Annotated in this window: 20 protein-coding genes and 1 pseudogene; 16 read left to right on the plus strand and 5 right to left on the minus strand. The window is 61.3% G+C overall.

Features of this window, described 5'->3' with window-relative positions:
• Positions 1-9: 9 nt before the first annotated feature.
• Positions 10-267 carry a hypothetical protein gene (locus YY7_RS0103075; protein WP_155255012.1) on the plus strand — a complete coding sequence of 86 codons (258 nt, stop codon included), beginning with the start codon at positions 10-12 and terminating at the stop codon, positions 265-267.
• Positions 268-334: 67 nt separating this feature from the next.
• Here YY7_RS0103075 and YY7_RS50520 read toward each other — a convergent pair whose 3' ends face one another.
• The 3 genes from YY7_RS50520 to YY7_RS0103090 are packed head-to-tail and all read right to left on the minus strand — an operon-like array spanning position 335 to position 3129.
• A complete protein-coding gene (locus YY7_RS50520; protein WP_245287173.1) occupies positions 335-1387 on the minus strand; it encodes a DUF305 domain-containing protein in 1053 nt (350 codons plus the stop codon).
• A gap of 5 nt (positions 1388-1392) precedes the next feature.
• Positions 1393-1935 carry a hypothetical protein gene (locus YY7_RS0103085; protein ID WP_028161943.1) on the minus strand — a complete coding sequence of 181 codons (543 nt, stop codon included), beginning with the start codon at positions 1933-1935 and terminating at the stop codon, positions 1393-1395.
• An 18-nt stretch (positions 1936-1953) separates the two neighbouring features.
• Positions 1954-3129, minus strand: coding sequence for a zinc-dependent alcohol dehydrogenase (locus YY7_RS0103090; protein ID WP_028161944.1), 1176 nt, complete (start codon positions 3127-3129; stop codon positions 1954-1956).
• A 166-nt stretch (positions 3130-3295) separates the two neighbouring features.
• On the opposite strand from YY7_RS0103090, the pseudogene YY7_RS50525 reads away from it, so the two are divergent.
• Positions 3296-4077: pseudogene (locus tag YY7_RS50525) on the plus strand (SDR family NAD(P)-dependent oxidoreductase).
• Positions 4078-4173: 96 nt separating this feature from the next.
• Positions 4174-5031, plus strand: coding sequence for a glucose 1-dehydrogenase (locus YY7_RS0103100; protein ID WP_028161945.1), 858 nt, complete (start codon positions 4174-4176; stop codon positions 5029-5031).
• Between the two features lie 529 nt (positions 5032-5560).
• On the opposite strand, the gene YY7_RS50535 is transcribed toward YY7_RS0103100, so the two are convergent.
• Positions 5561-6337: a Crp/Fnr family transcriptional regulator gene (locus tag YY7_RS50535; RefSeq protein WP_063623345.1), complete on the minus strand. Its 777-nt coding sequence runs from the start codon at positions 6335-6337 to the stop codon at positions 5561-5563.
• Complete coding sequence (locus YY7_RS50540) at positions 6319-6984, minus strand: sensor histidine kinase (RefSeq protein ID WP_051396475.1); 666 nt, start codon at positions 6982-6984, stop codon at positions 6319-6321. Before YY7_RS50540 ends, YY7_RS50535 begins: the two co-directional genes overlap by 19 nt.
• 206 nt (positions 6985-7190) lie before the next feature.
• Between YY7_RS50540 and YY7_RS0103115 the strand changes: the two genes are divergently transcribed.
• The 13 genes from YY7_RS0103115 (at position 7191) to YY7_RS64970 (ending at position 24036) form a co-directional block, all read left to right on the plus strand.
• Positions 7191-7409 carry a hypothetical protein gene (locus YY7_RS0103115; RefSeq protein ID WP_028161946.1) on the plus strand — a complete coding sequence of 73 codons (219 nt, stop codon included), beginning with the start codon at positions 7191-7193 and terminating at the stop codon, positions 7407-7409.
• Positions 7410-8041: 632 nt separating this feature from the next.
• Entirely contained in the window at positions 8042-8590 is a 549-nt protein-coding gene (locus tag YY7_RS57750; protein ID WP_155255013.1) for a sigma-70 family RNA polymerase sigma factor, read from the plus strand.
• Positions 8591-8706: 116 nt separating this feature from the next.
• Positions 8707-9684 carry a FecR family protein gene (locus tag YY7_RS0103130; RefSeq protein WP_028161949.1) on the plus strand — a complete coding sequence of 326 codons (978 nt, stop codon included), beginning with the start codon at positions 8707-8709 and terminating at the stop codon, positions 9682-9684.
• Between the two features lie 177 nt (positions 9685-9861).
• Positions 9862-12363, plus strand: coding sequence for a TonB-dependent receptor (locus tag YY7_RS0103135; RefSeq protein ID WP_028161950.1), 2502 nt, complete (start codon positions 9862-9864; stop codon positions 12361-12363).
• Between the two features lie 105 nt (positions 12364-12468).
• Positions 12469-13347 (plus strand): calcium-binding protein, encoded by an 879-nt coding sequence (locus YY7_RS64330; protein WP_283806985.1) that lies wholly within the window; start codon positions 12469-12471, stop codon positions 13345-13347.
• A 48-nt stretch (positions 13348-13395) separates the two neighbouring features.
• Positions 13396-15204 (plus strand): type I secretion system permease/ATPase, encoded by a 1809-nt coding sequence (locus tag YY7_RS0103145; protein ID WP_080663571.1) that lies wholly within the window; start codon positions 13396-13398, stop codon positions 15202-15204.
• Between the two features lie 420 nt (positions 15205-15624).
• The gene (locus YY7_RS0103150; RefSeq protein WP_196237213.1) at positions 15625-18813 is read left to right on the plus strand and encodes an autotransporter domain-containing protein; all 3189 of its coding nucleotides are present in this window, start codon (positions 15625-15627) and stop codon (positions 18811-18813) included.
• Positions 18814-18869: 56 nt separating this feature from the next.
• Positions 18870-20180 (plus strand): HlyD family type I secretion periplasmic adaptor subunit, encoded by a 1311-nt coding sequence (locus YY7_RS0103155; protein ID WP_028161953.1) that lies wholly within the window; start codon positions 18870-18872, stop codon positions 20178-20180.
• A gap of 120 nt (positions 20181-20300) precedes the next feature.
• Entirely contained in the window at positions 20301-20879 is a 579-nt protein-coding gene (locus tag YY7_RS50550; RefSeq protein WP_051396477.1) for an invasion associated locus B family protein, read from the plus strand.
• Positions 20879-21862, plus strand: a complete 984-nt coding sequence (gene exbB / locus YY7_RS50555; protein WP_080663572.1) for a tonB-system energizer ExbB — start codon at positions 20879-20881, stop codon at positions 21860-21862. Before YY7_RS50550 ends, exbB begins: the two co-directional genes overlap by 1 nt.
• A gap of 6 nt (positions 21863-21868) precedes the next feature.
• Positions 21869-22360: a TonB system transport protein ExbD gene (gene exbD, locus YY7_RS0103170; protein WP_028161954.1), complete on the plus strand. Its 492-nt coding sequence runs from the start codon at positions 21869-21871 to the stop codon at positions 22358-22360.
• Between the two features lie 161 nt (positions 22361-22521).
• Positions 22522-23169, plus strand: coding sequence for an energy transducer TonB family protein (locus tag YY7_RS0103175; protein ID WP_245287175.1), 648 nt, complete (start codon positions 22522-22524; stop codon positions 23167-23169).
• A 423-nt stretch (positions 23170-23592) separates the two neighbouring features.
• Positions 23593-24036: a class I SAM-dependent methyltransferase gene (locus tag YY7_RS64970; protein ID WP_433994485.1), complete on the plus strand. Its 444-nt coding sequence runs from the start codon at positions 23593-23595 to the stop codon at positions 24034-24036.
• Positions 24037-24453: the final 417 nt, after the last annotated feature.

Genomic DNA, 24453 nt, shown 5'->3' on the forward strand with positions numbered 1-24453 from the left:
AGGGTGATCATGTCCGACAAAGAGGAGCAGAAGCGCATCCAGGAGAAGCAGGGCGGCCACCATATGCCGCCAAGGCCCGATGATGGCCCGCCGCTCGACGATACCGACCGCAATACTGACAAGGTCATCAAACCGTCGCGCCGCAAGCCGGAGCCTTACGCTAGAGCGTTTTCGAGCGAAGTGGACATCGGTTCGCGTGAAGAAAACGCGTCAAAACAAGAATCTAGAGCTTCGGTTCTGATTCAATCAGAACAGAAAATGCTCTAGTTCACGTTGTCGGCGAACATGTTTCGAAACGCCGCAGTGACGGCCGCGATGCCGGCTGCGCCCTGCATCAGCGCGATCTCGCCTTGCTGCTCGTGGCGGATCGCATGCGCCATGATGCGCAGGCGCGGGTCGCCGTCGCTGCGCCATTGCTGATCGCCATCTTCACCGCGCCCTTGTGATGCAGGGTCATCATTTCAACGAACAGTGCATCGAACTGGTCCGGTGAAGCGGCGCTGACCTGCTGCATCTGCACGGAGGTGAGGTAGCCCGGCATGTCGGAGCGCTCCTCGGCCGAGCAGCCCGGCATGGCCGTGTCGAACCAGCTTTGCCACCAATTGTCGAAAATCCTGTTCTCGCCGGTTTGGCTCAGCGACCGCAGATGTGGGTCCTGGGCGCGCTTGATGCCCAAGCGGGCCAGCTCGATGCCCTGTGCGTGATGGGCGGTCATGTGCCGGATGTAGGTTTGATCCGACACCTTGTCGCGGCCGATCCAAGGCAGCTCGCGGCCGAGGCTGGACAATAGTGTTATGCCGGCCAGCACGATGACGATCGCCAGTGATCCGCTCAGCCATACTTTGCCGAACCGAGCATCGCTCTCGGGGGCTTCGCCCGGCGGCCAGCGCAGCCAAGCAAACAGTGGATACATGAAGGCGGAAGCGCCATGAACGAGCAGGCCAATCCAGTAGGGTTGCTGCAACGTGAACAGCGGCTGCCAGAACGGAAGCAGTGGGACCAGCACGAACCATTCCGTCGCTGACGAGAACAGTGCCCAAGGTAGCGCGAGCAAGAGGATGGTCAGCGGCCGAAGCTCGGCCGTCCAGCGCCCGAGCAGGCCGAAGAACACCATCGCCCACGAGAAGTCCGCCCATTGATGGAACGCGATCCCAGCCAGGATCGCGCTCCAGGACGGCTCGGCGCCGATCGCCCAGTCTCGCGCGGGGATCGCAGCCACCGTCATCCAGTCGACCGAGGCATCGCGGCCGATGCGAGCGGCGAACAGCTGGCTGACGATGGTCGAGAACGTGCTGCTGATCAGGCCAAGTTCGGCCGCCGCGAGCCAGTGCGATTTCGTTCTGCGTGCCGTTCGCGTCCGGGTGTTGCCGCAAGGCGTCACGCCCATTTCATCTACGACGCTCCGACGGCTGCCCGGCCAAGGAGGTTCTTCGCGGAACTTCGTGCGGCCTCTAACCCCTTCGGGAAGCCACTCCGGTCGGCATAGAGGCGCCGTCCCCCGCCACGCCTCGGCGAGCGCGCCACCGTCTGCTGAACAGCCTTGTAATCGAGGAAGGCGATCCCTCCGACCATCAGGAGCGCGAGCGCGACATTGTGCTTCTTCGGGTTGTCATATCTGAACCCGGACAGCAGTGTAGCGGCGTCCAACCCGTCGCCGGCAACGCGGCTCCACATGCCGGCACGCTTGTCCACGGAAAGCGACATGACGCCGCTGAACAGCTCGCGGAAGCCGTAGGCGCGGACGAGGCCTTCGCTTCCCCGCATCCCCAATGCGCGCGTGATCCGCCGCGACGCGAGCACTTCCATCGCACCAAGACCGATGCTGAACCAGCCAAGCCTTCGCGCGAGGCGGTCGGCCGGCTCGATCGAGCTCGGGCCGCTGCGCACGATCTTCGGGTCACCCTTGGATCGCATGATGTTGGCAACGTAATACATGTTCTCGCCTCGCTATATTCAGGGCTTCAGCACGACCTTGACGCAGCTGTCGCGCTTGTCGCGGAATACCTTGTACATCTCGGGCCCTTGCGCCAAATCGACGGTGTGGGTGATCACGAAGGACGGATCGACCTGACCTTCCTCGATCCGCCGCAGCAGGTCGTCGGTCCAGCGGTTGACGTGAGTCTGGCCGGACCGGACCGTCAGTCCCTTGTTCATCAGGGCGCCCATCGGCACGTGGTCGGAAAGACCGCTGTAGACGCCCGGAATCGAAATCACCCCGCAGGGCCGGCAGACATAGATCATCTCGCGCAGCACGTGCGGGCGGTCGCTCTCCAGCATCAGCATCTGCTTGGCGCGGTCGAGCAGCGTATCCGGCTGCGAGGCCATCACATGCGCTTCCATGCCGGTCGCGTCGATGCATTTCTCCGGACCTTTGCCGTCGGTGAATTCGTTGAGGCGCTCGGCCACGCTTTCGGATTCGAAATTGATGGTGGTCGCGCCGCCTGCTTCCGCCATGCTCAGCCGCTCGGGGACGCAATCGATTGCGATCACCTGGTTCGCGCCGAGTAGAAGCGCGCTGCGGATCGCCATCTGACCGACCGGGCCGCATCCCCAGATCGCCACCGTATCGGTAGGTTCGATGTCGCATTGAGCGGCGGCCTGCCAGCCGGTGGGGAAGATATCGCCCAGAAAAAGTGCCTGCTCGTCGGAAACGGCGTCGGGGATCTTGATGTGCGTGGTGTCGGCGAAGGGAACGCGCAGATACTCGGCTTGGCCGCCGGGATAGCCGCCGGTCAGATGAGTGTAGCCGAACAGGCCGGCAGTCGTGTGACCGAATACCTTGTTGGCCAGATGCCGCTTGCGGTTGGTGGTCTCGCATACCGAAAAATTGCCGCGTCTGCACTGCTCGCACTGTCCGCAAACGATAGTGAAGGGCACCACGATCCGGTCGCCCTTCTTCAGCTTTCCATCCATGCCGTGGCCGACCTCCACGACTTCGCCCATCATTTCGTGTCCCATGATGTCGCCCGGCAGCATGCCCGGGATGAAGTTGTGAAACAGGTGAAGATCGGAGCCGCAGATCGCGCAGCTCGTGACCTTGACGATGGCGTCGCGCGGATCCTCGATCTCGGGATCGGTGACGGTGTCGCAACGAATATCTTCCTTGCCGTGCCAGACCAGCGCTCTCATGCCTTGCCTCCGGTATCCGAACGAAATTCCAAAGTCGGATCACCGACGATGGTTGCTAGCTGCCTTTCAGTTTTTTGCTGAGCCGGCTGGGCGCACTGCGGAGGTAATAGGAACGGCGGTTCGCGATGGTGGTTGATTGGCAAACGCACAAGTTGAGGAAGTTCACATGTCTCAGGGACAATTTGCCGTCGTCACCGGCGCTTCCACCGGCATCGGTCTGGAACTTGCCAGGTGCTGCGCCCGCGCAGGCTTCGATCTCCTGATCGCGGCTGACGAGCCCGCGATCGAGACCGCGGCCGAAGAGCTTCGCGGCCATGGTGGAAAGGTGGATGCGGTCGACGCCGATCTGTCGACCACAGAGGGCGTCGACCGGCTCTATGCGGCGACCAAGGGGCGTCGGGTCGATGCCTTGCTTGCGAATGCCGGCGTCGGGCTCGGCCATGCGTTCCTCGATCAGGATTTCAACCGGGTCAGACGGGTGATCGATACCAACATCACCGGGACCGTCTATCTCATCCACCGCGTTGGCAATGATATGCGCCGCAGCAACGCTGGATGCATCCTGATCACCGGCTCGATCGCGGGTTTCATGCCGGGCAGTTTCCAGGCGGTGTACAATGGCAGTAAGGCATTTCTGGATTCATTCTCATTTGCGCTGCGCGAGGAGCTGCGCGGCACCGGCGTCACCGTGACCTGCCTGATGCCGGGTGCGACCGAAACCGAGTTCTTCCGCCGCGCCGATATGATGGTACCAGCGTCGGCACCGCCAAGAAGGACGATGCGGCTGGGGTCGCGAAGGCCGGCTTCGAGGCGATGATGAGCGGCAAGGGCGACATCGTCACAGGCATCAAGAACAGGATCCAATCGGCCGTTGCCAACGTGCTGCCCGCTGGCGTGCTGGCGCGGCAACATCGCAAAATGGCGGAGCCGGGCACGGCGAAATCGTAGCGACGCGTAAGGCGGAATTTCGCGGCCACAGTTCAGCGCGCCACAGATCGTCCTGGTTGGATTCAAGGACCAAGCACGCCTCGACCGGAGATACACATGATCGACTATCCAAAGCCACCATATCCCATCCAGAAGCAATCCATGCCGGGGTCCACGCAGGCTATGAAGCCTCCTCCGGACCACGGCGAGGCCACCTACAAAGGGTCAGGCCGGCTGCAGGGAAAGAAGGCCATCATAACCGGCGGCGACAGCGGTATTGGCCGCGCGGTAGCCATCGCGTTCGCGCGCGAGGGGGCAGATATCCTGATCGCTTATCTCAACGAGAAGGAAGACGCTCAAGAAGTAAAACAACTCATCGAGAAGGAGGGGCGCAAGGCAATCCTTGTCGAAGGCGATCTCCGAAATGCGGAGCACTGCAGGCAAGTAGTCAGCCGCGCTGCAAGCGAACTCGGCGGCGTCGATATCCTCGTCAACAACGCCGCGCACCAGGCGACGTTCGACGATATTGGCGATATCAGTGACGAGGAGTGGCGGCTCACCTTTGAAGTGAATATTCACGCGATGTTCTATCTCGCGAAGGCGGCGGTGCCGCTCATGAAGGCCGGCAGTGCAATCATCAACACGGCGTCGGTGAATTCTGACATGCCGAATCCCATGCTGTTGGCCTATGCGACGACCAAGGGAGCAATTCAGAATTTCACTGGCGGACTGGCGCAGATGCTCGCTGAAAAGGGCATCCGCGTGAACGCGGTTGCTCCCGGTCCGATTTGGACTCCCCTGATCCCGTCCACCATGCCGGAAGAGGCGGTGAAGAACTTCGGCAAGCAGGTGCCGATGCAGCGGGCAGGGCAGCCGGCTGAACTCGCTACCGCCTATGTAATGCTGGCCGATCCCCTGTCGAGCTACACCTCCGGCACCACCATCGCAGTCACAGGCGGCAAACCGTTCATCTGATCTTGGGGAACGGCCGGCGGTACCATTAGCGACCGCTGCGCTTAGGAACGCTGTCATGCGCAAGCAGTTGACGCGCCTCTAACTGGAAAGGACATCAACATGAAGTTGGCCACAATTGGTTTGGCTGCCGCTTTCGCGCTTTCAACGTCGATCGCGTTCGCTCAGGGAGGCGGAGGAGGAGGCGGTGGTGGGGGTGCGGGTGGCGGCTCCGCTGGTGCATCTGCCGGCTCGTCTTCTGGAACGGGCGGTACAGCTGGCTCCGCTGGCCGCACCACGGGCAGCTCACAAGGAACGGGCACCGCAGGCTCGTCCACCGGGCCCGGCGGAGCAAACGGTACTTCCGGCGGGCCTACGTCATTGAGTGGCACTGGCTCTTCCCAGAGCGGCGGCTCGAAGCCTGGAGCCACCGACAAGCAATGAGAACCGAGGAAGCCCCGTTCATTTACGGGGCTTCCTTTATGCATGCGGAAAAGGGCGCGCTTATACTTCCGATCCTCGCTATCCGCGATATGCAGAACGTTCTGCTCGGTCAGAGCATTGCCCGCTTTGGCCCAGTCTTAGAATGCGCATGTCGCATGCGACTCTCAGGTTGTTTGGCCTCCGACAGGTGAAGGTAGTCCGGCAGGAACTCGGCCACGAGCTCAAGCTCCTTGCGCCGGCACAGGGTCACGACGCGGCCTTTCCATTCGATCAAGCCGCCACGCCTAAGCTCCTGTATGGTGCGGTTGATGTGCACAGTCGAAAGGCCGCAAATATCAGCGAGATTCTGCTGAGTGAACGGAAGACGAAACTGATCGTCCTGCAAAAGCCCTACGACTTCGAGTCGGGTCGCAAGCTCGCAGAACACATGCGCCACTCTGGATAACGCGTCGCGCGATCCCAAGTTGGCGACCCATTCGCGGCGGACTGCGGCATCGACCAATGTCTCACGCCAGAAAGCATGCGTCAGCGTCGGAGAATTCATCAGTAGGTGGCTGAGAAAATCGTGCTGTACAAAGGCAATCGTAGATGGGCCGGCACTACATAGGTCATGGTCCATGCGCAATAGATGCAAAGTGTGTAAGTCCGGCATATCGCCCGGCACGTAAACTGACAGTATCTGGTTTCGAGTCCCCACGATCTTTTGACCAACAAGAAATCCGTTCATCACGAGTGCGCAGTGGAATGCTCTTTCGCCTTCGCGCAAGACATACTCGCCATCAGCGAACGTCTTCACCGTCTCCGGCATGTTCACTAGCTTGCTTCGGTCGTCCTCGGACAAACCGATCGAAGCTTGCAGTCGCTCGATCAGTTTTTGGGCTGGCATTGCATTTGCTTCGGCTTTACCAGCCGCGCACGAACACCAAGGCTGTCGTGTTCAAATTGAAGTTCTGCATTGAGCCCATTTGCTAAAGATCGCATTAGCTTAAATCCAAGTCCTCCATCGGTGGACGGATCGAAATTCTCCGGGAAACCGACCCCGTCGTCCGTCACTTCTACGATCAATGAGCCATCGTTTCTCGTTTCGCAGCGTACATTGACCTTAACCACTAGACCCGACGGATGCGCATACTTGCTGGCATTTGTCAGGAGCTCTGCGGTGATAAGTCCGACATGGAGCGCATGACGCGGGTCGATGTCGCCGTCGCAAGCGTTTTCGACCGTTAGGTCCATTCTTCCTTCCGAGCCAAGCGTGCTGATCGTTTCGGAAATTTCTCGCAAGAAATCGCCGAGTCTTACTCCGTTGCTGTTTATGGTCAGAGCCAAGCATTTGTGGAGTTTCGCCATGACCTCAATGCGCGCACTGATGTCATCGAGCAACATGCAGACTTGCGGAGTCGTAAAGGTCTTGCCGCCCTTTGAGATAGTGTTGCGCTGAAGGCGAATAACCCCGCTCAAGCTAGCTAAGTTGTTGCCTATCCGGTGATCGGCCTCAGCCAGCCCGACAAACTCATGTTGAATCAGAATTGACATCTCTCTCGTCCTCCAAACGATAGCGTGCGCCTGAGGACGTTGGAAATCAACAAAACTGTAGTAAGTTCAATAGGTTATTTCCTCAAAGAAAGTCTTTGTAGCTATGACTGTCTAATCCCCGCTCGGCATTAAGTGAGTAGAATGAGCTAGGAACTTATTTTAGGCTTCATGGGTTGAAGGAGTACGCGGCTGACGGGGAAAGTCACATGGGTGAGCTCAACAGGGCCGAGCGGCTCCAAATTATGCTGACGCCAGCGGAACTGCGGATCATCGATACGTGGCGATTCGCAAAGCGGATGCCGAGCAGGGCCGCCGCAATCCGAGAGCTGCTCAAACGGGGCTTGGCCGCCGAAGGATTTGCGGAAGCCGTAGACGGCCAGAGGTCGAAGGATTTTTCCGTTATGCCAAATAAAGCTGCCGAGTAGCTCTGGCCTTAGCCCAATATTCATGCGGCGCTTAAGGGCCCAAAGCCCGGTTGCAGTTGTCCCCCCATTTGGTTCGCGCGCTGGACCCCAATGAAGAACCTGACGTTCTCGAGTGAAGTGTTGTGGGCCCACGTCAATACGTCGATGACGGGCAGTTCTGTCCTTACTCCCGCAGCACCAATACCGCAATCATACACCTTCGCCGGGCAGAATACCGTGTCACTTCACTTCCAGGCACGGCGCAACTTAAAGGAACGCTCTGCGATCGAACATCCAGCAAGAAGGCCGCGAATTGGACCATCGCCATCTTCGAGTGGATGATCGACGATCTCGCTGGTCCTGCAGTGCTCGATGCGGATCGTCGGCTTTGGACCAGTGCGATAGCCGCTCCATTTCATGTGCCCGGCGATGACGTTCTCTGGGCGCTGCAGCCACCCGAAGCAGATCACGGGCGACCGCGACGAGATGTCGATTGATGAGGTCGGTGTCCAAGAATTTAGAACGCGCCAAGCCCGCTGATTTTATTGGCTCGCGCTCGAAAACTTATGACCTCCCAGCCTGCAACTTGGAAGTTCTCTAACATGTTGATCTTGCGTAATTAATCGCCAGCCTTGTAAAACACACAAGGGTCCGTGCCAGTTGTTGCGGACGTCGTGTGCTTCGGGTTCGTGATGTCCAGCGTAGCGGTTGCTTCGATCTCAGCGCTCATCGATGCGTATTACGGCGAATTGCGGTCGTATGCATCGCGGAAGCTTGGCAATGCCGCAGCGGCCGAAGATGTCGTGCAAGAAGCCTGTCTGCGCTTCGCCAGTTCCGGCAGCGAGGCCATCGTTAATCCGCGCGCTTATCTCTACCGGCTCGTCGGAAACCTCATAATCGACCAGCGGCGCCGCGAGCAGATCCGGGCGCGCGCCGCTGTCCAGCCTGCCAGTCATTTCGATGTCGTTGACGAAACGGCCGACATGGAGCGACAGCTCATGGCGCGACAACGGTTGGCGCTTTTGGCCAAGGCCGTTTCCGACCTGCCGCCTCGGTGCCGCGATTGCTTCGTCCTGCGTCGCTTCGACGATCTCGACCCGGACGAGATCGCCAAACGCATGGGAATCAGCCGAAACATGGTTGAAAAGCACCTCCGGCAGGCGCTTGTCCACTGCACCAAACGCCTGCGCGAAGGCGATTGATTTTTTCTTCCAGCCGACCTCCTCTTGTTTAGAACTTGTCCGTCATAGAGGGTGAGACGGCGGGGCGACCGCCACTCTCACGGCGCTGCTTTCATGCTGGAAACACGAATCAATTCATGAACGACGGGGAGCACCCAACCGCGCTCGACGAGGCAGCGGACTGGTATGTGCGGCGCGACGCCGGGTCGCTCGATGCCGGGGAGGAAGCGCGATTCCGGGAATGGCTGATGCACCCGGCCAACCGGGCCGCCTATGAGGAAATCGCCGGCACCTGGGACGATCTTGGCCGAATTGCCAGGCCGCCGTTGAGTCCGGCGACGCGACGTAACGACACCCGTGCCGGTCGGCATCCGGCCCCGGGGCGTCGTTCGCCTTCGACCCGTCGTTGGCTGCGTGCTGCCGCGGCGCTCGTGATGGTGGTCGTCGCCACCGGTTATGTCCTCGATCTCCCCCTGCGGTTTCAGGCGGACGCCATGACGGCGACCGGCGAAACCCGGTCGGTGGCGCTCGACGACGGCAGCAATGTCATCCTGAATACCGCGAGCGCCATCGCCATCGACTACTCGCACGACCGACGGCGAATTCACCTTCTGCGTGGCGAAGCCGTCTTCAGCGTCGCCAAGGATGCCGCGCGCCCGTTCGTCGTGGATGCTGCCTCCGGCGAGGCGGTTGCGCGTGGTACGGTTTTCGCAGTCCGAAAGCAGGACGAGGCTGCCACCGTCACCGTGCTGGAAAGCCGGGTCGGCGTATCCTATCCGGCCGGCGCGCCATCGGCGATCGAGCTTTCACCGGGCGAGGCCGTTGGCTATTCGGACCGCGGCCTGGGTGCAGTCAGGTCCGTTGACGCTGATGCGGTGACGGCTTGGCGGCGCGGCAAGCTGATCTTCGTCGACCGCCCGCTCGGCGACGTGATCGCGGAGTTGAATCGCTACCAATCTGGACGGATTCAAATCACTGACGATTCCATCAGCGGCCACCCGGTCAGCGGCGTGTTCGATACCAAGAACCCCCTGCGTGCATTGGACGTCATCGAGCGGACCCTCGGACTGCACTCGACCCGGCTGACCAACCTCCTGATACTACTGCACCGCTGATAGAAAAATTTTTGCTCGGCCGACCTCCTCATTTCCGAAGCTTCCGCGTCTCAAGGACGGAAGGCGACTGCACCGGCACTCAGCCGGCGCAGTTCGCCGACGGACAAATGGCGGGGCGTGGGCTTGGAAACGAGGGCGAGGAAACGATTCAAGATTGCGCTGCTGGCAACAACTGCAGTGCTGGCAGCGACGCTGTTGCCGGCAGCAGGAGCTGCGCAGACGGCGCAAAACCTGACGCGTGCCGTTCGTAGCTATGCGATTCCAGCCGGCCCGCTGGCAGACGCACTCAATCGCCTTGCCGATGTTTCGCAGCTTCAACTGATCTATAGCGGCACCGTCACGCGCGGCCGCCGCAGCAGCGGCATCAACGGTGCGTTCACACCGCAGCAGGCATTGGCGCAGCTTCTGGCCGGGTCCGGCTTGTCCTACCGCGTCACGAGCGGCAATGCCGTGACGATCTTCGATCCGACCAGCAGCGCAAGCACCCAACTGCCGCCGTCGGACGGCTCGATTGTTCTTGACCCCATCGATGTTACCGCAAAGCGCGGCGACGGCTTCACATCGGACACACCTTATGAAACGCCGGGTTCGGTCTCGCACATCTCGCGCGAGCAGATAGACCGCGTGCCGCCGGCGTCCGCCGGCGACGTCTTTATCAACACGCCGGGCGTCATCGCCGCCGGCAACCGCATCGGCACGTCGATCAATCCGAACATCCGCGGTTTGCAGGGCATGGAGCGCGTCAAGGTCACAGTCGATGGCGCCGAGCAGACCACCAGCTCCTATCGCGGCTACATCGGTAACCGCGACGAAACCTATGTCGACCCCGACATGATCGGCGGCATCGATATCACCAAAGGGCCGAGCAATGGTCCGAGCAGCGGCATCGGCGGCACCGTTGCATTCCGCACACTATCGGCGGACGACCTTGTGAAGGACGGCAAGACCTGGGGCGCGCGCCTGAAGGGCGGTCTTGGCAACAACACCGCGAGTCCGCCAACGCCTTCGGACCAACTGGGCGGAATAGGCGACCGTATTGATCGACCCTCGTTTTTCACTGGTGATACGTGGTCGGGCAACGTTGCTGTCGCCACCAATACTGAGAACTTCGAGGGCGTCGCCGCCTTCTCCAAGCGCAACCAGGGAAACTATTTCGTCGGTACGAAAGTGCCCGACGGGCTGCGCTTTCCCGGCCAGCCAAACGCCAACGCCATCGTCTTTCCGGGCACCGAAGCGTTCAACACGTCCGAAAATACCGAGTCGGCGTTGCTGAAGGGCAAGCTGAAGTGGGGAGACGGACAATCGTTGGAGCTCGGCTATCTCCGGTACGACAGCGAATACGGTGAAATCAACGAGCTCCTGTTTGGCCCGAACTGGGCTCATGTGCAGCGCCCTTTGTCGAAGACTGACGTCGACACCTACACCGCGAAGTATCGCTGGAATCCGTCTGACAACGATCTCCTCAACTTTCGCGCCAACCTCTGGCTCAGCAACATCAATACCGAGTCCGTCGTCTACGGCAACAACCAGATGCGCACAACCGGCGGCGATCTCGGCAACACGTCGATCTTCGACTCAGCCTTTGGCAAATTCACACTCGACTACGGCCTCGCTGTTGCGCGCGAGCATGCGACGGCACCACAATCTGCCGATATCAACTACGATTTTGGAGACTTTGTTTTCGGGACAAGTTACGGCCCTTCGGGCGTTCGCACGACGGCAAGCGGCTATTCGAGTGCAAAGCTGGACGTCACCGATTGGATCGCCCTCTCGGCTGGTCTCCGTTACGATCAGTATACGTCGAACGGCGAAGGCTACATGGCGCAGTATCCCGAGGCATCGGGGTCGCGGCTGAGTCCCAACGCCGGCATCACGCTGACACCGGTCAAAGGCGTCCAGTTCTTCGGGCTGTACAAGGAAGGCTTCCGAGCGCCGACGCTGCGCGAATCCTACTGGAATTGGCAGAATCTTTTGGTCGCCAATCCAGGGCTCAAACCGGAAATCTCGAAGAACAAGGAGTTCGGCGTCAATCTTCTGCGTGACGATGTGTTCGTGAGCGGTGACAAGCTGCGGTTCAAGGCATCGTATTTCGATAACCACTACGACGATTACATCTTTCGCGATTCAGTCAATGGAGACGGCAGCCAACCCTATCACTTCGTCAATATCGATCACGCCAACTACAAAGGGTTCGAACTATCGGGCTCCTATGACGCCGGAGTGTGGTTCACCGAGGCTGCGTTCACGAAGTACCTGACGATTGAATATTGCCCGGCGGGCGGCCGGTGCTACACGCCCGGAAGCGGGGGAACGAACCCCTTAACGCACGACTATGCCACCAACTACATCCCTCCGGAATATTCCGGCAGCGTGACCGCTGGCGTCCGTCTGTTCGAGCAAAAACTGACGCTCGGCGGCCGGATGCATTTCGCGGGGGTCAGATTCGGCTATTCCTGGGAATACACTAACCGCTTCGTAGGTCAGGTTGGCAACGGGGGCATCACTTGGCCGAGCTATAGGGTCTTCGACGTCTTCGCCAGCTACAAGTTTACCGACGACGCGATCCTGAACGTCTCCATCGAAAATATCACCGACGAATACTACTTCGGCGCGCTCGCCTCGGCGGGGATACCCGCGCCGGGGAGGACGGCGCGCGCCGCGTTGGGCTTCCAGTTCTGAGGACAGGACGGCAAGACGTCCCGGCCTCGAGAGAAATCCGGTTCAAAACCGGAACCGAGGTTCGCACGAAAGCGAACAAATGAGCGCTAAGCAAAGGAGATGACGATGGCACTTCAATCTGCAACGATCAATCTCAGCACCGCAAGCAGCAACTTGCAGCAATATATCAGCGACTGGGAAAGCGGATATTCAGCCTTCAATAGCGGGTACTTCAGCCCGGCGTTTGACCCGACCGACCCGGCCAAGGAGTACGATCAGTGGGCGGCCGGCAATACGGGCAATTCTTCGTCGTCCGCTATCCTCACCGGCGATTTCACCTACGCCACCGGTGGCGGCTTCAATGGTTATGTCGATACGTTGACGCTGGGAAATAGCCTGACGGGTTCGTCCTCGGCAGGCTTCGGCCAAACAGGCGGCCTGGATATCGTTTTCGACAACAATGTCACCTCATCCGACCTGGCCCTCACGGAGGCGATTTACCTGCTGTCCAATCAGGGTACCCTCGACAATGGGTCGGTGCCGTTCCCGCCGTTCACCTTTACCGGCTTCAACACCTACTTCGACACCTATGGCACGACCGTCAACGGCACGGGCGGTGGCGACACAATCACCGCATGGGCCGGTGCTGATGTCATCAATGGTGGTGCGGGCAACGATGTCATCAACGGCGCGGCCGGCAATGACACGATCACCGGCGGTATCGGAAACGACAGCCTGACCGGTGGCATCGGAAACGACACGTTTCTCTACGCCGGCGGCTGGGGAAACGACACGATCACTGACTTCGGCAGCGTCAGCGGCAACAACGACGTTATCGACCTCAGGGGTCTTTCGAGCATGGACAAAGCCCTGGTGTTTCTCAACACCAACCTGATGAGCTCGGGCGATCTCGTGATCTCTGACGGAACGAACCACATCACGGTCGACGGTGTGGCGGGCAACCAGTTCCTGAACCTGATCAACAGCGACAATATTCTGATCTGAGGGATCGCTGTGACGTCGAATACGTTACGGCAAGTGCCGCCGCAGCCGATGGCTGCGGCGGTCGCCGCATCCCTCAGATCCGCGCTGGTCGGAATCGCTGTCATCAGCGGCGTCGTCAATCTGTTGGCGCTGACTTCGCCGCTGTACATGCTGCAGATCTACGATCGCGTTCTTGCAAGCCGCAGCGTGCCAACGCTGGTCGGCGTGTCCGTGCTCGCCGGCATGCTGTTTGCGTTCCAATCCTTCCTCGACATCGTGCGCATGCGGATTTTGCTTCGGGTGGGCGAACGATTCGATCATCAGCTTTCGAGCCGAGTTCATGCTACGATTGTTCGGCTTCCTCTGCTGGCGAGAATGCCTGGCGATGGCTTGCAGCCGATCCGCGACCTCGACAACGTTCGGTCCTTCCTGGCCGGCACGGGTCCGACGGCCTTCTTCGATCTGCCGTGGATGCCGCTTTACCTCGGCATCTGCTTTCTATTCCACGTCTACATCGGACTGACGGCGCTCGCGGGCGCACTCGTTCTCATTTCACTCACCATCCTCACAGACGCCCTTTCGCGCAAGCCCGCCAGGCAGACCGTCGAGCACGGGATGATGCGAAACGCGCTCGCGGAGGCAGGGCGGCGCAATGCCGAAGTCGTCGCCGCCATGGGTCTTGACGAGCGTATCGTGTCCCGATGGCAGAAGGCAAATTCGAACTACCTCGCCGCCAACCGGCGAGCCGGGGACATCGCAGGTGGCCTGGGTGGTGTTTCCAGGTCGTTGCGCATCATGTTGCAGTCGGCGATTCTCGGAGTCGGGTCCTGGCTGGTCATTCATCAGGAGGCTTCCGCCGGCGTGATGATCGCCGCTTCGATCATGATGGGCCGCGCCCTCGCGCCGGTCGACCTCGCCATCGCAAATTGGAAGCCCTTCCTGATGGCGCGGCAAAGCTGGGCGCGCTTGAAAGAGCTTCTGGTCCGGATCCCGGAGCAGGCGCACTTTACAGCGCTGCCGCAGCCGAAACACAATGTTCGCGTTGAAAATCTGACAATCTCACCGCCGGGCCGGAAGCTCCCCACTGTCTCGAATGTCGCCTTCTCCGTACCGGCCGGAAGCGCGCTCGGCATCATCGGCCCTTCCGGTTCCGGCAAGTCAACGCTGGCGCGCGTGCTCGTCGGTGCGTGGACGCCGGCCAGCGGCAAAGTCCGCATCGACGGAGCCAGCCTCGATCAGTGGGAGCCGAAGGCGCGCGGCCGGCATATCGGCTATCTGCCGCAAGGTGTCGAACTGTTTGACGGGAGCATTGCCGAGAACATAGCGCGCTTCGATCCGGAGGCGACTTCTGAAGCTGTCGTCAAGGCCGCCAAGACAGCCGGCGCGCATGAACTGATCCTGCGCTTTGAGCACGCTTACGAGACCAATATCGGCGATGCAGGTTTGGCGCTTTCCGCGGGCCAGCGGCAGCGTATCGGGCTCGCCCGGGCGCTTTACGGCGATCCCTTCCTGGTCGTTCTCGATGAGCCCAATGCAAATGTTGACGCTGAAGGAGAGGTGGCGGTCGTCAAAGCAATCGCTGCCGTGCGCGAACGCAAGGGAGTCGCCGTCGTCATCGCTCACCGGCCCAGCGCCATAAACGCCGTCGATCTTGTGCTGATGATGGAAGGCGGGCGCCAGAAGGCCTTCGGGTCGCGCGAGGACGTCCTTTCCAAAGTCTTGATGGAGCAACGCTCCGGGAGCAGGCCTGGTGGTCACGCCTACCAGGCAACCGGAAGATCTCTCGCGCCTCTTCGTGTGATTGCGGATCCCGTCGGCGATCAAGATCGCGAACTGTCGGTCAACACGGAAACAACGACCGAGACCGAGAAAAAGTAAATGTATTCGCGAAAGGCAGGGGGCATCGCCATGGCACCATCCATCATTGAACGTCGAGCAAGATGCCGGGGGGCAGGGACGGTATATCACACTCGAAGCAGACACGCTCTTCTATCGAGTGTTTCCGCGCTCGTGACACCTCGAACTCCAACAATCTTCCGCAGCACTGCGGTGGCGCTCGTCGCGACTTCTCTGGCAACGATGTCTCCGACACATGCAGCTGACGTGACCTGGACGGGCGGCGCAGGCACGACCAACTGGTTCACCGGGGGCAACTGGAACACAGGCGCCCCACCGACGTCCGCCGACGACGCGATCATCAATGGCGCCGGACCGGTTTTATCCGGAACGAGTGTCAGCATTAATGCTGCACTTGTCGGATGGAGCGGGCCTGGAGCGCTAACCATTCAGGATGGCGCTGTGTTGGTAACCACGGGCACCACTGCCGCGGCCGCCTCGATCGGGGCTTTCCTGGGTGGTAGCGGAACCGTGGTGGTGACAGGTCAGAACTCGGCCTGGAATGCCGCGGGACAGCTTACTGTTGGTTCGCTTGGTGCCGGTGTTCTGACCGTTGCTGACGGCGCAACGGTTTCCGCTCCTAACATTGCCATTGGTCAGACGTCATTTGCCAGCGGCACACTGAACATTGGTGCGGCAGAGGGCAGCGCCGCAAGGGCTGCTGGTTCGATCGGCGCCGACATCGTGGCTTTCAAGCAGGGAACGGGCACACTTGTTTTCAATCACACAAACAGCAACTACGGCTTCGCTGCCGACCTCACGAGCGATACCGGCACCGCCACCATCAAGCACCTGTCCGGTGTGACGACCTATGGCGGCGACGGATCCGCCTTCCACGGCACCACCAATGTCACCGGCGGCACGCTCGTGGTGACGGACGCGCTCGGCGGCGTCTTCAACGTCTCCGGCACCGGCATCTTGGGCGGCACCGGCACCATCAGTGGATCTGGTCTTGCTACCACGATCGGGTCTGGCGGCACACTGGCGCCAGGACTCGTCGGCGAGATCGGCACGCTGACCGTGAACGGCAATCTTGTCCTCAGGTCAGGTTCGACCTATGCGGTCGATATCGGTCTCAACGGCGTGAGCGACAAGGTCGTCGCGACCGGCAATGCGACGATCGAGAACGGCGCCAAGCTGTCGATCTCGCCGCTCGCCGGGATCGCCTTCGCCAATGGCTGGAGCTACTCCATCCTGCAGTCAGCGGCGCTGACCGGCACATTCGACGCGCCGACGGTGACTGGCGACTTCGCGACGTTCTCGGTCGGCTACACCGGCACCGATGTCACCTTGACGATCGACAGCGTGACCGCGCCGTCCCCCTCGACCGAGATCACCGGCAGGCTGGCGCCGGGTGGAACTGGCGTCATCGACACACAAAACGTGACGGGCAACCTGGTGTTCAAGTCCGGCTCGACCTACGCCGTCGACGTCGGCACCAACGGCAACAGCGATAAAGTGGTCGCGACCGGCACCGCGACAATCGAGAGCGGTGCCAAACTGTCGATCTCGCCGATGTCCGGCGTCACCTTCGCCAATGGTTGGAATTACACCATCCTGCAGTCAGCGGGGCTGACCGGCACCTTCGATGTGCCGACGGTGACGGGCGACTTCGCCACCTTCGCGGTCGGCTATACCGGCACCGACGTGACGTTGACGATCGCCGGCATTCCCACGCCGACGACCAACGTGACCGGCATATTGTCGCCAGGCGGAACGGGCGCCGTCGCCACGCAGAACTACACCGGCGACGTGGTGTTCAAGTCCGGCTCGACCTACGCGGTAAACGTCGGCACCAACGGCGTGAGCGACAAGGTCGTCGCGACCGGCAACGCCTCGATCGAGAGCGGCGCCAAGCTCTCGATCTCCCCGATGTCCGGCGTCACCTTCGCCAACGGTTGGAACTATACCATCCTGCAGTCGGCGGGGCTGACCGGCAGGTTCGACGCTCCGACGGTGACGGGCGACTTCGCCACCTTCACGGTCGGCTACACCGGCACCGACGTGACGTTGACTGTCGCCGGCGTCACCCCACCGGGAACGCCGATCACCGGCTCGCTGTCGCCGAGAGGCCAAGGCACCATTTCGACGCAGAACCTCTCGGGCGACATCAGGCTCACGCCCGGTTCAACCTACGTTGTCGATGTTGGCACTAATGGCCGAAGCGACAGGGTGATCACAGACGGCATTGCCACGATCCAGAGCGGTGCCAAGCTATCCATCGCTCCGATCGCGGGCGTGAGCTTCGCCGCGGGCTGGAACTACACCATCCTCCAGGCAGCAGCGGTGACCGGCCGTTTTGACACCCCGACCGTGGTCGGCGACTTCGCCAACTTCTCTGTCGGCTATAACCCGACGACGGTCACGCTGCACATCGACAGCATTCCAAACTCGACCCCGACCGTGAATGTGGATTTTCGGACCAAGGCCGTCACACCGAACCAGTTCGCCACGGCGGGCGCGTTGAACACGGTCGATCCGTCGAGCAAGCTCTTTAATGCTACGTATCTTGTGCAGGCTGGCGGTACGGCTGCCGCGCTCGATCAGCTCTCCGGAGAAGTATATGGATCGGCGAAGTCAGCAGTGATCCAGGACAGTCATTTCGTGCGCGATGCGATCAACGATCGCATTCGCGGCGCTTTCGACAGCGTCGCAGCCCCGCAGATGGCCGTCATGTCCTACGCCTCCGAAACGCCCGCGACGAAAGGCTTTGGTCCATTCAACAAGGCTGAGCCCAGGCCCGCGCCGCGGGAGGCAGAGCTCTTCGCCATGTGGGGCACCGCGTTCGGTGCATGGGGCAGGATGGAATCGGACGGCAATGCCAGCAAGGTCGATCGCGAAGCTGCCGGTTTCCTGTTCGGTATCGATCGCCTCGTGTCCGATAACTGGCGTGTCGGCGCACTCGCTGGTTACAGCCGGTCGAATTTCAGCACGCGCAATGCAAGCGGCGATAGCGACAGCTATCACGTCGGTGCCTATGCCGGCGCGACATGGGACTCGTTCGCTTTCCGCTCGGGCGTCGCCTATGCGTGGCACGACTTCAAGACGGATCGGAGCGTCGGGATCGCGCTTATCACCAATGCGACCTTTACCGACCAATTGACCGGCGCCTACAAGGCGGACAGCGTCCAGGCCTTCGGTGAGCTCGGCTACCGCGTTGATACCACTTTCGCAGCATTCGAGCCTTTCGCCAATCTTGCCTATGTCCGGCTAAAGACCGAGGCGTTCACCGAGTCGGGCGCCACCGCTGCGTTGTCGGTGCGCGGGGACGCCACCAGCACGACCTTCACGACGCTGGGATTGCACGCATCCTCGGGCTTCACCGTCGGCGCGGTCCAGACGCGGGCGCGCGGTACGCTCGGATGGCGGCACGCCTTCGGAGACATCATCCCATCGTCGACCAACGCCTTTGCGACCGGTGAGGCGTTCACTGTTTCGGGGGTGCCAATCGACAAGAACGTGGCGGTTCTCGAGGGTGGACTGGACTTCCGCGTATCGCCGACCGGCACGGTGGGACTCTCCTATGTCGGCCAATATGGCGCGCGTGCGACCGAAAATGCCGTCAATGCGCGTCTGCGCATCCTGTTCTGACCATGAGGCATCTCATTGATCGCGCTTGGGGGCCGAGCAAGCCAGAAAGGAACGCAATGTCGAACAACGCCGCAGCCTTCCTGACACACTCGATCCGTCGTCATCTCGCGGTCGGCTTGTTGGCGAGCGTCGTACTCGTCGGCGGAGTCGGTGGGTGGGCGGCCAGCGCGCATCTCGCGGGCGCCGTTGTCGCCAACGGCACCTTTGTCGTCGATTCCTATGTCAAGAAAATCCAGCATCCGACCGGCGGCATCGTCGGTGAGATCCTGGTGCGCGACGGCCAGCGCGTTGCGGCAGGCGACGTGCTCGTGCGGCTGGATGCAACCCAGACCCGCGCCCAACTCGCCATCGTAAGCAAGCGTCTCGATGAACTCATGGCGCGCCTGGCCCGGCTCGATGCCGAGCGCGACGACAGGTCCGAAATCACCTTTCCCGCAGCGCTCCTTGCTCGCGCCGGTGACGAAACAGTCGATGCGGCCATGCACAGCGAACGTCGGCTGTTCGAGTTTCGCCGCGAGTCTCGTGAAAGCAGGAAGGCTCAGCTTCGCGAGCGCATCGTCCAGTGCGAACACGAGATCGAGGGACTGAAGGCGCAGGAACTGGCTTACGATCGCGGCATCGGCGTGCTGGAGAAAGAAATCGCGGCACTGCGCCCGTTGCTGGAGAAAGGCGTCGTCAATACCGTGCGCCTCAACACGCTGGAAACGCAAGCGGCGACGTTCGGCGGAGAACGCGGCGAGAAGATCGCCATGCAGGCACAGGCAGCAGGACGGATCGCCGAAGCCCGCCTGCAGATTCTCCAGATCGACCAGGATCTCAAGGCCGAGGTCGGTCGCGAGTTGCGCGAGATACAGGCGCAAGCCGGAGAATTTGTCGAACGCAAGGTCGCCGCGGAAGACCAGTTACGGCGCGTTGACATCATTGCGCCGCAGGCCGGCATGGTGCATCAGCTTGCCGTGCATACGATCGGCGGCGTGATCTCGCCGGCCGATACCATCATGATGATCGTGCCGGAAAGGGACAGGCTCGCCCTCGAAGTGCAAATCTCCCCGCAGGATATCGATCAGATCCTGCTCGGCCAGCAAGCCGTGCTGCGCATGTCCGCCTTCAACGTGCGCACGACGCCGGAACTCAATGGCCATGTCAGCCGTGTCGCGGCCGATCTCACTCGCGACGAACGCACCGGCCTGTCCTGGTATCTCGTGCGCATTACGATCTCGCCGGAGGAATTGGCGCGGCTGCGTGGGCTAACCTTGATGCCGGGAATGCCGGCCGAGGCGCTCATCGGGACCGGCGATCGAACGCCGCTGTCATACATCGTCAAGCCGCTCTCGGACCAAGTCAGCCGCGCGTTCCGCGAGGAATGACGCGCGTCTTCAATCTTGGCGGCTGAAGGGCCACCAAAAAACAACGAGGCATCATCAAATGAATCAGACCTATCCGGACATCGCCGAGCTCAAGAACGAAGGCCACTCCCAGTTCTGACCATGAGGCAGCTCACCACCATCATCGTGGCAGCCGTCACCATCTTCGCGATGGCAGCGGGCAGCAACGCGCAGACGACCGACAGCGGGAAGAAAGCGACGCTCCCTGGCGGCTCGTCGTCCCTGCAGGAGAGCTTCGAGAACTGGACGGTGCGCTGCGCCGCGACCGACAAGGGACGCGTCTGCAATGCCCAGCAACAGCAGCGACACCGCGAAACCAATCAACTCGTGCTCGCGGTCGAACTGACGACGAATGCGAATGGCGTGCTGAACGGGCTTGTCGTGCTGCCGTTCGGGCTACGTCTCGCCGACGGCGCGGTTCTGCAGATCGACGATCAGCCGCCGTCGTCGGCCATCGCGTTCTCGACCTGCCTGCCGGTCGGCTGTCTGATTCCACTCAGTTTTGACAAGACAATGATCGGCGTTCTGCGTGCCGGCACCGTTCTCAAAGTCGGTGCGACCACGAACGAGGAGGGCAAGAAGATCGCGCTTTCAGTTTCGCTCAAGGGGTTGCCATTGGCCCTCGATCGCCTGGCTGCGCTCGCACACCCGGGGGCACCGCCAGCGGAGAAAAAGAAGTGATGAATCCAACGAGGCGGATTGCCATACTGAGAGCCTCGCCTCTCATCATAACGCTTGTCGTTGCACAAATGACCGGTGCCTCCATCACTTCGGCGCAGGATGCGGTCACATCCGCGCCCACGGCCTCGGAGCGTAATAACATCCCGCCGGCGACCGGCGGCGCGCCCCAGGAGAACGCAACATCCGCAGCTGTCGAACGGTCACCTGACAAGGCGGCCGGAGCTCAGATGAATGCTGCCGCTGCTGTCGATCGGCGTGCCGACCTGCCACATGACCTGTCACCTTGGGGCATGTTCATGGCGGCGGACTGGGTGGTGAAGGTCGTGATCACTGGGCTTGCCTTTGCCTCGCTTATGACCTGGACGGTGCTGCTCGCGAAGGCCATCGAGGTCGCCTGCGCCCGTGCCCGGGCCAGGCGGGCGTTCGACGTCATTACGGTGTCTCAAAACCTCGCTGCGGCAGATCATGCACTTGCCAACCGCGGCGGGCCTGTCGCATTCATGGTTCGGTCGGCCGGCGAGGAGATGGTCCAATCGGCGGCCGCTCTGGATTATGTCGGTGACGGCGGTGTCAAGGAACGCGTCGTTTCCCGGCTTGCCCGTATCGAAGCCCAGGCCGGCCGGCGGCTGACAAGGGGCACGGGGCTGCTGGCCACCATTGGTGCGACCGCGCCTTTCGTCGGCCTGTTCGGGACCGTCTGGGGCATCATGAACTCGTTCATCGGCATCTCGCATACGCAGACCACTAATCTTGCGGTGGTTGCCCCCGGCATTGCCGAAGCGCTGCTCGCCACGGCGCTCGGCCTTGTCGCGGCGATCCCGGCGGTCGTTATCTATAACGTGTTCGCCCGTGTCATCACCGGCTATCGGCAACTGCTCGCCGATGCCGCGGCCGGCGTCGAGCGCCTCATCAGCCGCGATCTCGACTTCCGCAAGGTTCCTGCCAATCCAAAGCCGGCGGCGCGTGCGCTGGCGGCGAAGTGAGGCGTCATGGCGGGCGGCATTCGTGAGCGCTTCGGTGATGAACTCGAGGACAACCACGATATCAATGTCACGCCGTTCATCGACGTGATGCTGGTGCTCCTCATTATCTTCATGGTGGCGGCGCCGCTCGCGACCGTCGATGTCCATGTTGATTTGCCGGCGTCAACCGCCAAACCGGCGCCGCGTCCCGACAAGCCCGTCTATCTGTCGCTGAAGGACGACCTCACACTCAATCTCGAGAACGATCCGGTGACACGGGAGGGGCTACAGGCGGCGATCGACGCCATCACGCATGGCGACAAGGACGCACGAATCTTCGTGCGGGCGGACAAGACCGTCGACTACCACCATCTGATGGAGGTGATGAACCTCCTGCGGGGAGCGGGCTATCTGAAAATTGCGCTGGTCGGCCTCGAAACGAGACCCACATCAGCCCAACACGATAACGCGGCTTCCGTGAATGGTCAGCCGACGCCGTCGGCGGCAGGTGCGCCGTGAGCTATGCAAGCGGATTCGTCACGCGCGACGTCAAGGTTGCAGAGACCGTAGTCTGGACCGGCGCCTTCCTGTTCATACTCGGCCTCCATGCCGGGATCGCGACCTGGCTGCTCCGGCCGGAGTCGGTCGTCGCCGCTGATAGTTCGCCGCCTGCCGCCATCATGATCGAATTGGCCGACACGCCGCAGGCGACAATGACGGAAATGAACGAGATCACCCCGGACCTGAGATCTGCCGAGGAAAGTGTCGCTCAGCTTGAGCAGAAGCAAGAGGAGGCGTCCGAGGAGAAACCTCCCGACCCGGTCACCGAACCCGAACCTGAGCCGGTCAAAGAGAAACCGTTATCCCGGGAGAAGGTCGAGGTCCCGCTTCCGGCGGCTCAACCAAAACAGGAAAAGCCGAAAGAGAAGCCAAAGCCCCGCAAGCAACAGGCGTCGACCCAATCGCACGCCGCGGTTCAAGCACAGGCGCAAGTTCACAGATCAGACCGCTCCGCTGCCGCACAAACGGCATCCGGCGTTTCCTCCGTGTCACCGGCCAATTGGCAATCGCTCCTGATGGCGCATCTGGAACGACGCAAGCGCTATCCGCCGGGTGCGCAATCGCGTGGGGAGCGTGGTGTCGCTTATGTACGTTTCACCATTGACGACAGAGGCAATGTGCTGTCCGCGAGCCTCGCCCGCTCGTCCGGCTTTGCCGAACTCGATCAGGAGGTGCTCGCGTTGGTTCGCCGCGCGTCGCCGGTGCCAACGCCACCGGCTGACGCCAATCGGGCCATCACAGCGCCAGTGCGCTTCAACAGCCAGTAAGCGCAATCATGAGCATCGATGCGCATCGACCATCGTTCAAACGAAGGAAAGCTCCTCGGCGGATTGCAGGATGCGCCTCAATTGCAGCAAGGCTCTCTTGAGGTCATCGCCCGTTGCCGGATGACCCAGGCAGATCCGCACGCCGAGCGTTCCGCGGTCGACTTGCTGCAATGCGCCGGGGGGAGCGAGCGTAATGCTCGCCTGAGCGGCCTGTGCGACCAGCGCGATCAGCGTGCGGGCGGCTGGAATGGGCAGCCATCGATGGAAGCCTGGTGCGCTCGAGACGACCGGAAGCCAATCGGCGAGAACTTCGTCGGCGATTGCATTGCGCCGCGCCGCTTCGGCTCGCTTCAACTGGACCTGACGTTGCAGGTCACCGCTATGGATCAGCCGCGCCACGACTTCGTCGAGCCGGGTGCGGGTATGCGGCGCGCAGCGGAAGCGGCCTCGCGTGAGGTGCCCAATCTGTCCTTTGTGGCTGGAGCCGCTGAAGACCTGCCATTCCCGGATGGCAGTCTCGCGCTCGTCACGGCAGCCACCGCGGCTCACTGGTTCGACCGGCCGCTCGATAACCTCCAGCAAATCTGGGTGCCTTCGACTGCCTTCGTGATCGACACAGCGGGTCTGCTTTACCCACGGTATGGCGTCCGGCGCGTTGGCTATCTTCGTCACCTCTTCGACGGCGATCGACATACACATGAATACGTCGAACCCGATCGCTTCATAGGCATTAATCTCGGCAACTGGATGCGTGCGCCCGGCGGCTTCCACGCTCGATACGCCAAGGAGCCGTGGCGTGGCCTGGTCCTCGAAGACCGTGAAGCCGCGCTTGCCTTCCCCCATTTGGATAGCGAGCGACCGCGCTAAGGGGCGGCCACCCCTCGGGCGGTGTGGTCGAGGACGCGCTGGACGGTCTCAGCCTCAACGCTGCTGAGGCGCAGCGCGTGATTGCCGGGGGTCGCGCAGCCTTTGCCCGGATAAGGGAGCTCGTCGAACTGTTTCTGCCGCGCCCATTCGGCAATGTGCCGATACGCGCTGCGTGAGAGGGTTTGTCATGGCGCTATCGGCTTTGAGTTGCGGCCTCGAAAATCAGGCAGCGTTAGCGACATCTCTCAAATTGTTTCGGAAAAATTGTCGCATGCTGTTTGGCAAACGCGCGCAGCTAAATGTAACGAATGTGACGTAACGTAACGAAATGTAACGAAAGATGTGACTCTGGCGCATCAATGTGGGGTCATTACTGGGAATTACTTTGCGAAGTTCTTTGTGTTTGTTCTCGCTGAG

The organism is Bradyrhizobium elkanii WSM2783, from assembly GCF_000472865.1.
GTDB classification, from domain to species: Bacteria; Pseudomonadota; Alphaproteobacteria; order Rhizobiales; family Xanthobacteraceae; genus Bradyrhizobium; species Bradyrhizobium elkanii_A.

Bases quoted from the DNA above. Each gene is read 5' to 3' on its own strand.
- YY7_RS0103085 (WP_028161943.1), bottom strand. From the start codon at position 1,935: ATGTATTACGTTGCCAACATCATGCGATCCAAGGGTGACCCGAAGATC.
- YY7_RS0103145 (WP_080663571.1), top strand. From the start codon at position 13,396: ATGGCTGCGGCGGTCGCCGCATCCCTCAGATCCGCGCTGGTCGGAATC.
- YY7_RS0103155 (WP_028161953.1), top strand. From the start codon at position 18,870: ATGTCGAACAACGCCGCAGCCTTCCTGACACACTCGATCCGTCGTCAT.
- YY7_RS0103100 (WP_028161945.1), top strand. From the start codon at position 4,174: ATGATCGACTATCCAAAGCCACCATATCCCATCCAGAAGCAATCCATG.
- YY7_RS0103090 (WP_028161944.1), bottom strand. From the start codon at position 3,129: ATGAGAGCGCTGGTCTGGCACGGCAAGGAAGATATTCGTTGCGACACC.
- exbB (WP_080663572.1), top strand. From the start codon at position 20,879: ATGAATCCAACGAGGCGGATTGCCATACTGAGAGCCTCGCCTCTCATC.
- exbD (WP_028161954.1), top strand. From the start codon at position 21,869: ATGGCGGGCGGCATTCGTGAGCGCTTCGGTGATGAACTCGAGGACAAC.
- YY7_RS50535 (WP_063623345.1), bottom strand. From the start codon at position 6,337: ATGCCAGCCCAAAAACTGATCGAGCGACTGCAAGCTTCGATCGGTTTG.
- YY7_RS50540 (WP_051396475.1), bottom strand. From the start codon at position 6,984: ATGTCAATTCTGATTCAACATGAGTTTGTCGGGCTGGCTGAGGCCGAT.
- YY7_RS50520 (WP_245287173.1), bottom strand. From the start codon at position 1,387: ATGGGCGTGACGCCTTGCGGCAACACCCGGACGCGAACGGCACGCAGA.
- YY7_RS0103075 (WP_155255012.1), top strand. From the start codon at position 10: ATGTCCGACAAAGAGGAGCAGAAGCGCATCCAGGAGAAGCAGGGCGGC.
- YY7_RS64330 (WP_283806985.1), top strand. From the start codon at position 12,469: ATGGCACTTCAATCTGCAACGATCAATCTCAGCACCGCAAGCAGCAAC.
- YY7_RS50550 (WP_051396477.1), top strand. From the start codon at position 20,301: ATGAGGCAGCTCACCACCATCATCGTGGCAGCCGTCACCATCTTCGCG.
- YY7_RS0103115 (WP_028161946.1), top strand. From the start codon at position 7,191: ATGGGTGAGCTCAACAGGGCCGAGCGGCTCCAAATTATGCTGACGCCA.
- YY7_RS64970 (WP_433994485.1), top strand. From the start codon at position 23,593: ATGCGGCGCGCAGCGGAAGCGGCCTCGCGTGAGGTGCCCAATCTGTCC.
- YY7_RS0103130 (WP_028161949.1), top strand. From the start codon at position 8,707: ATGAACGACGGGGAGCACCCAACCGCGCTCGACGAGGCAGCGGACTGG.
- YY7_RS0103175 (WP_245287175.1), top strand. From the start codon at position 22,522: ATGATCGAATTGGCCGACACGCCGCAGGCGACAATGACGGAAATGAAC.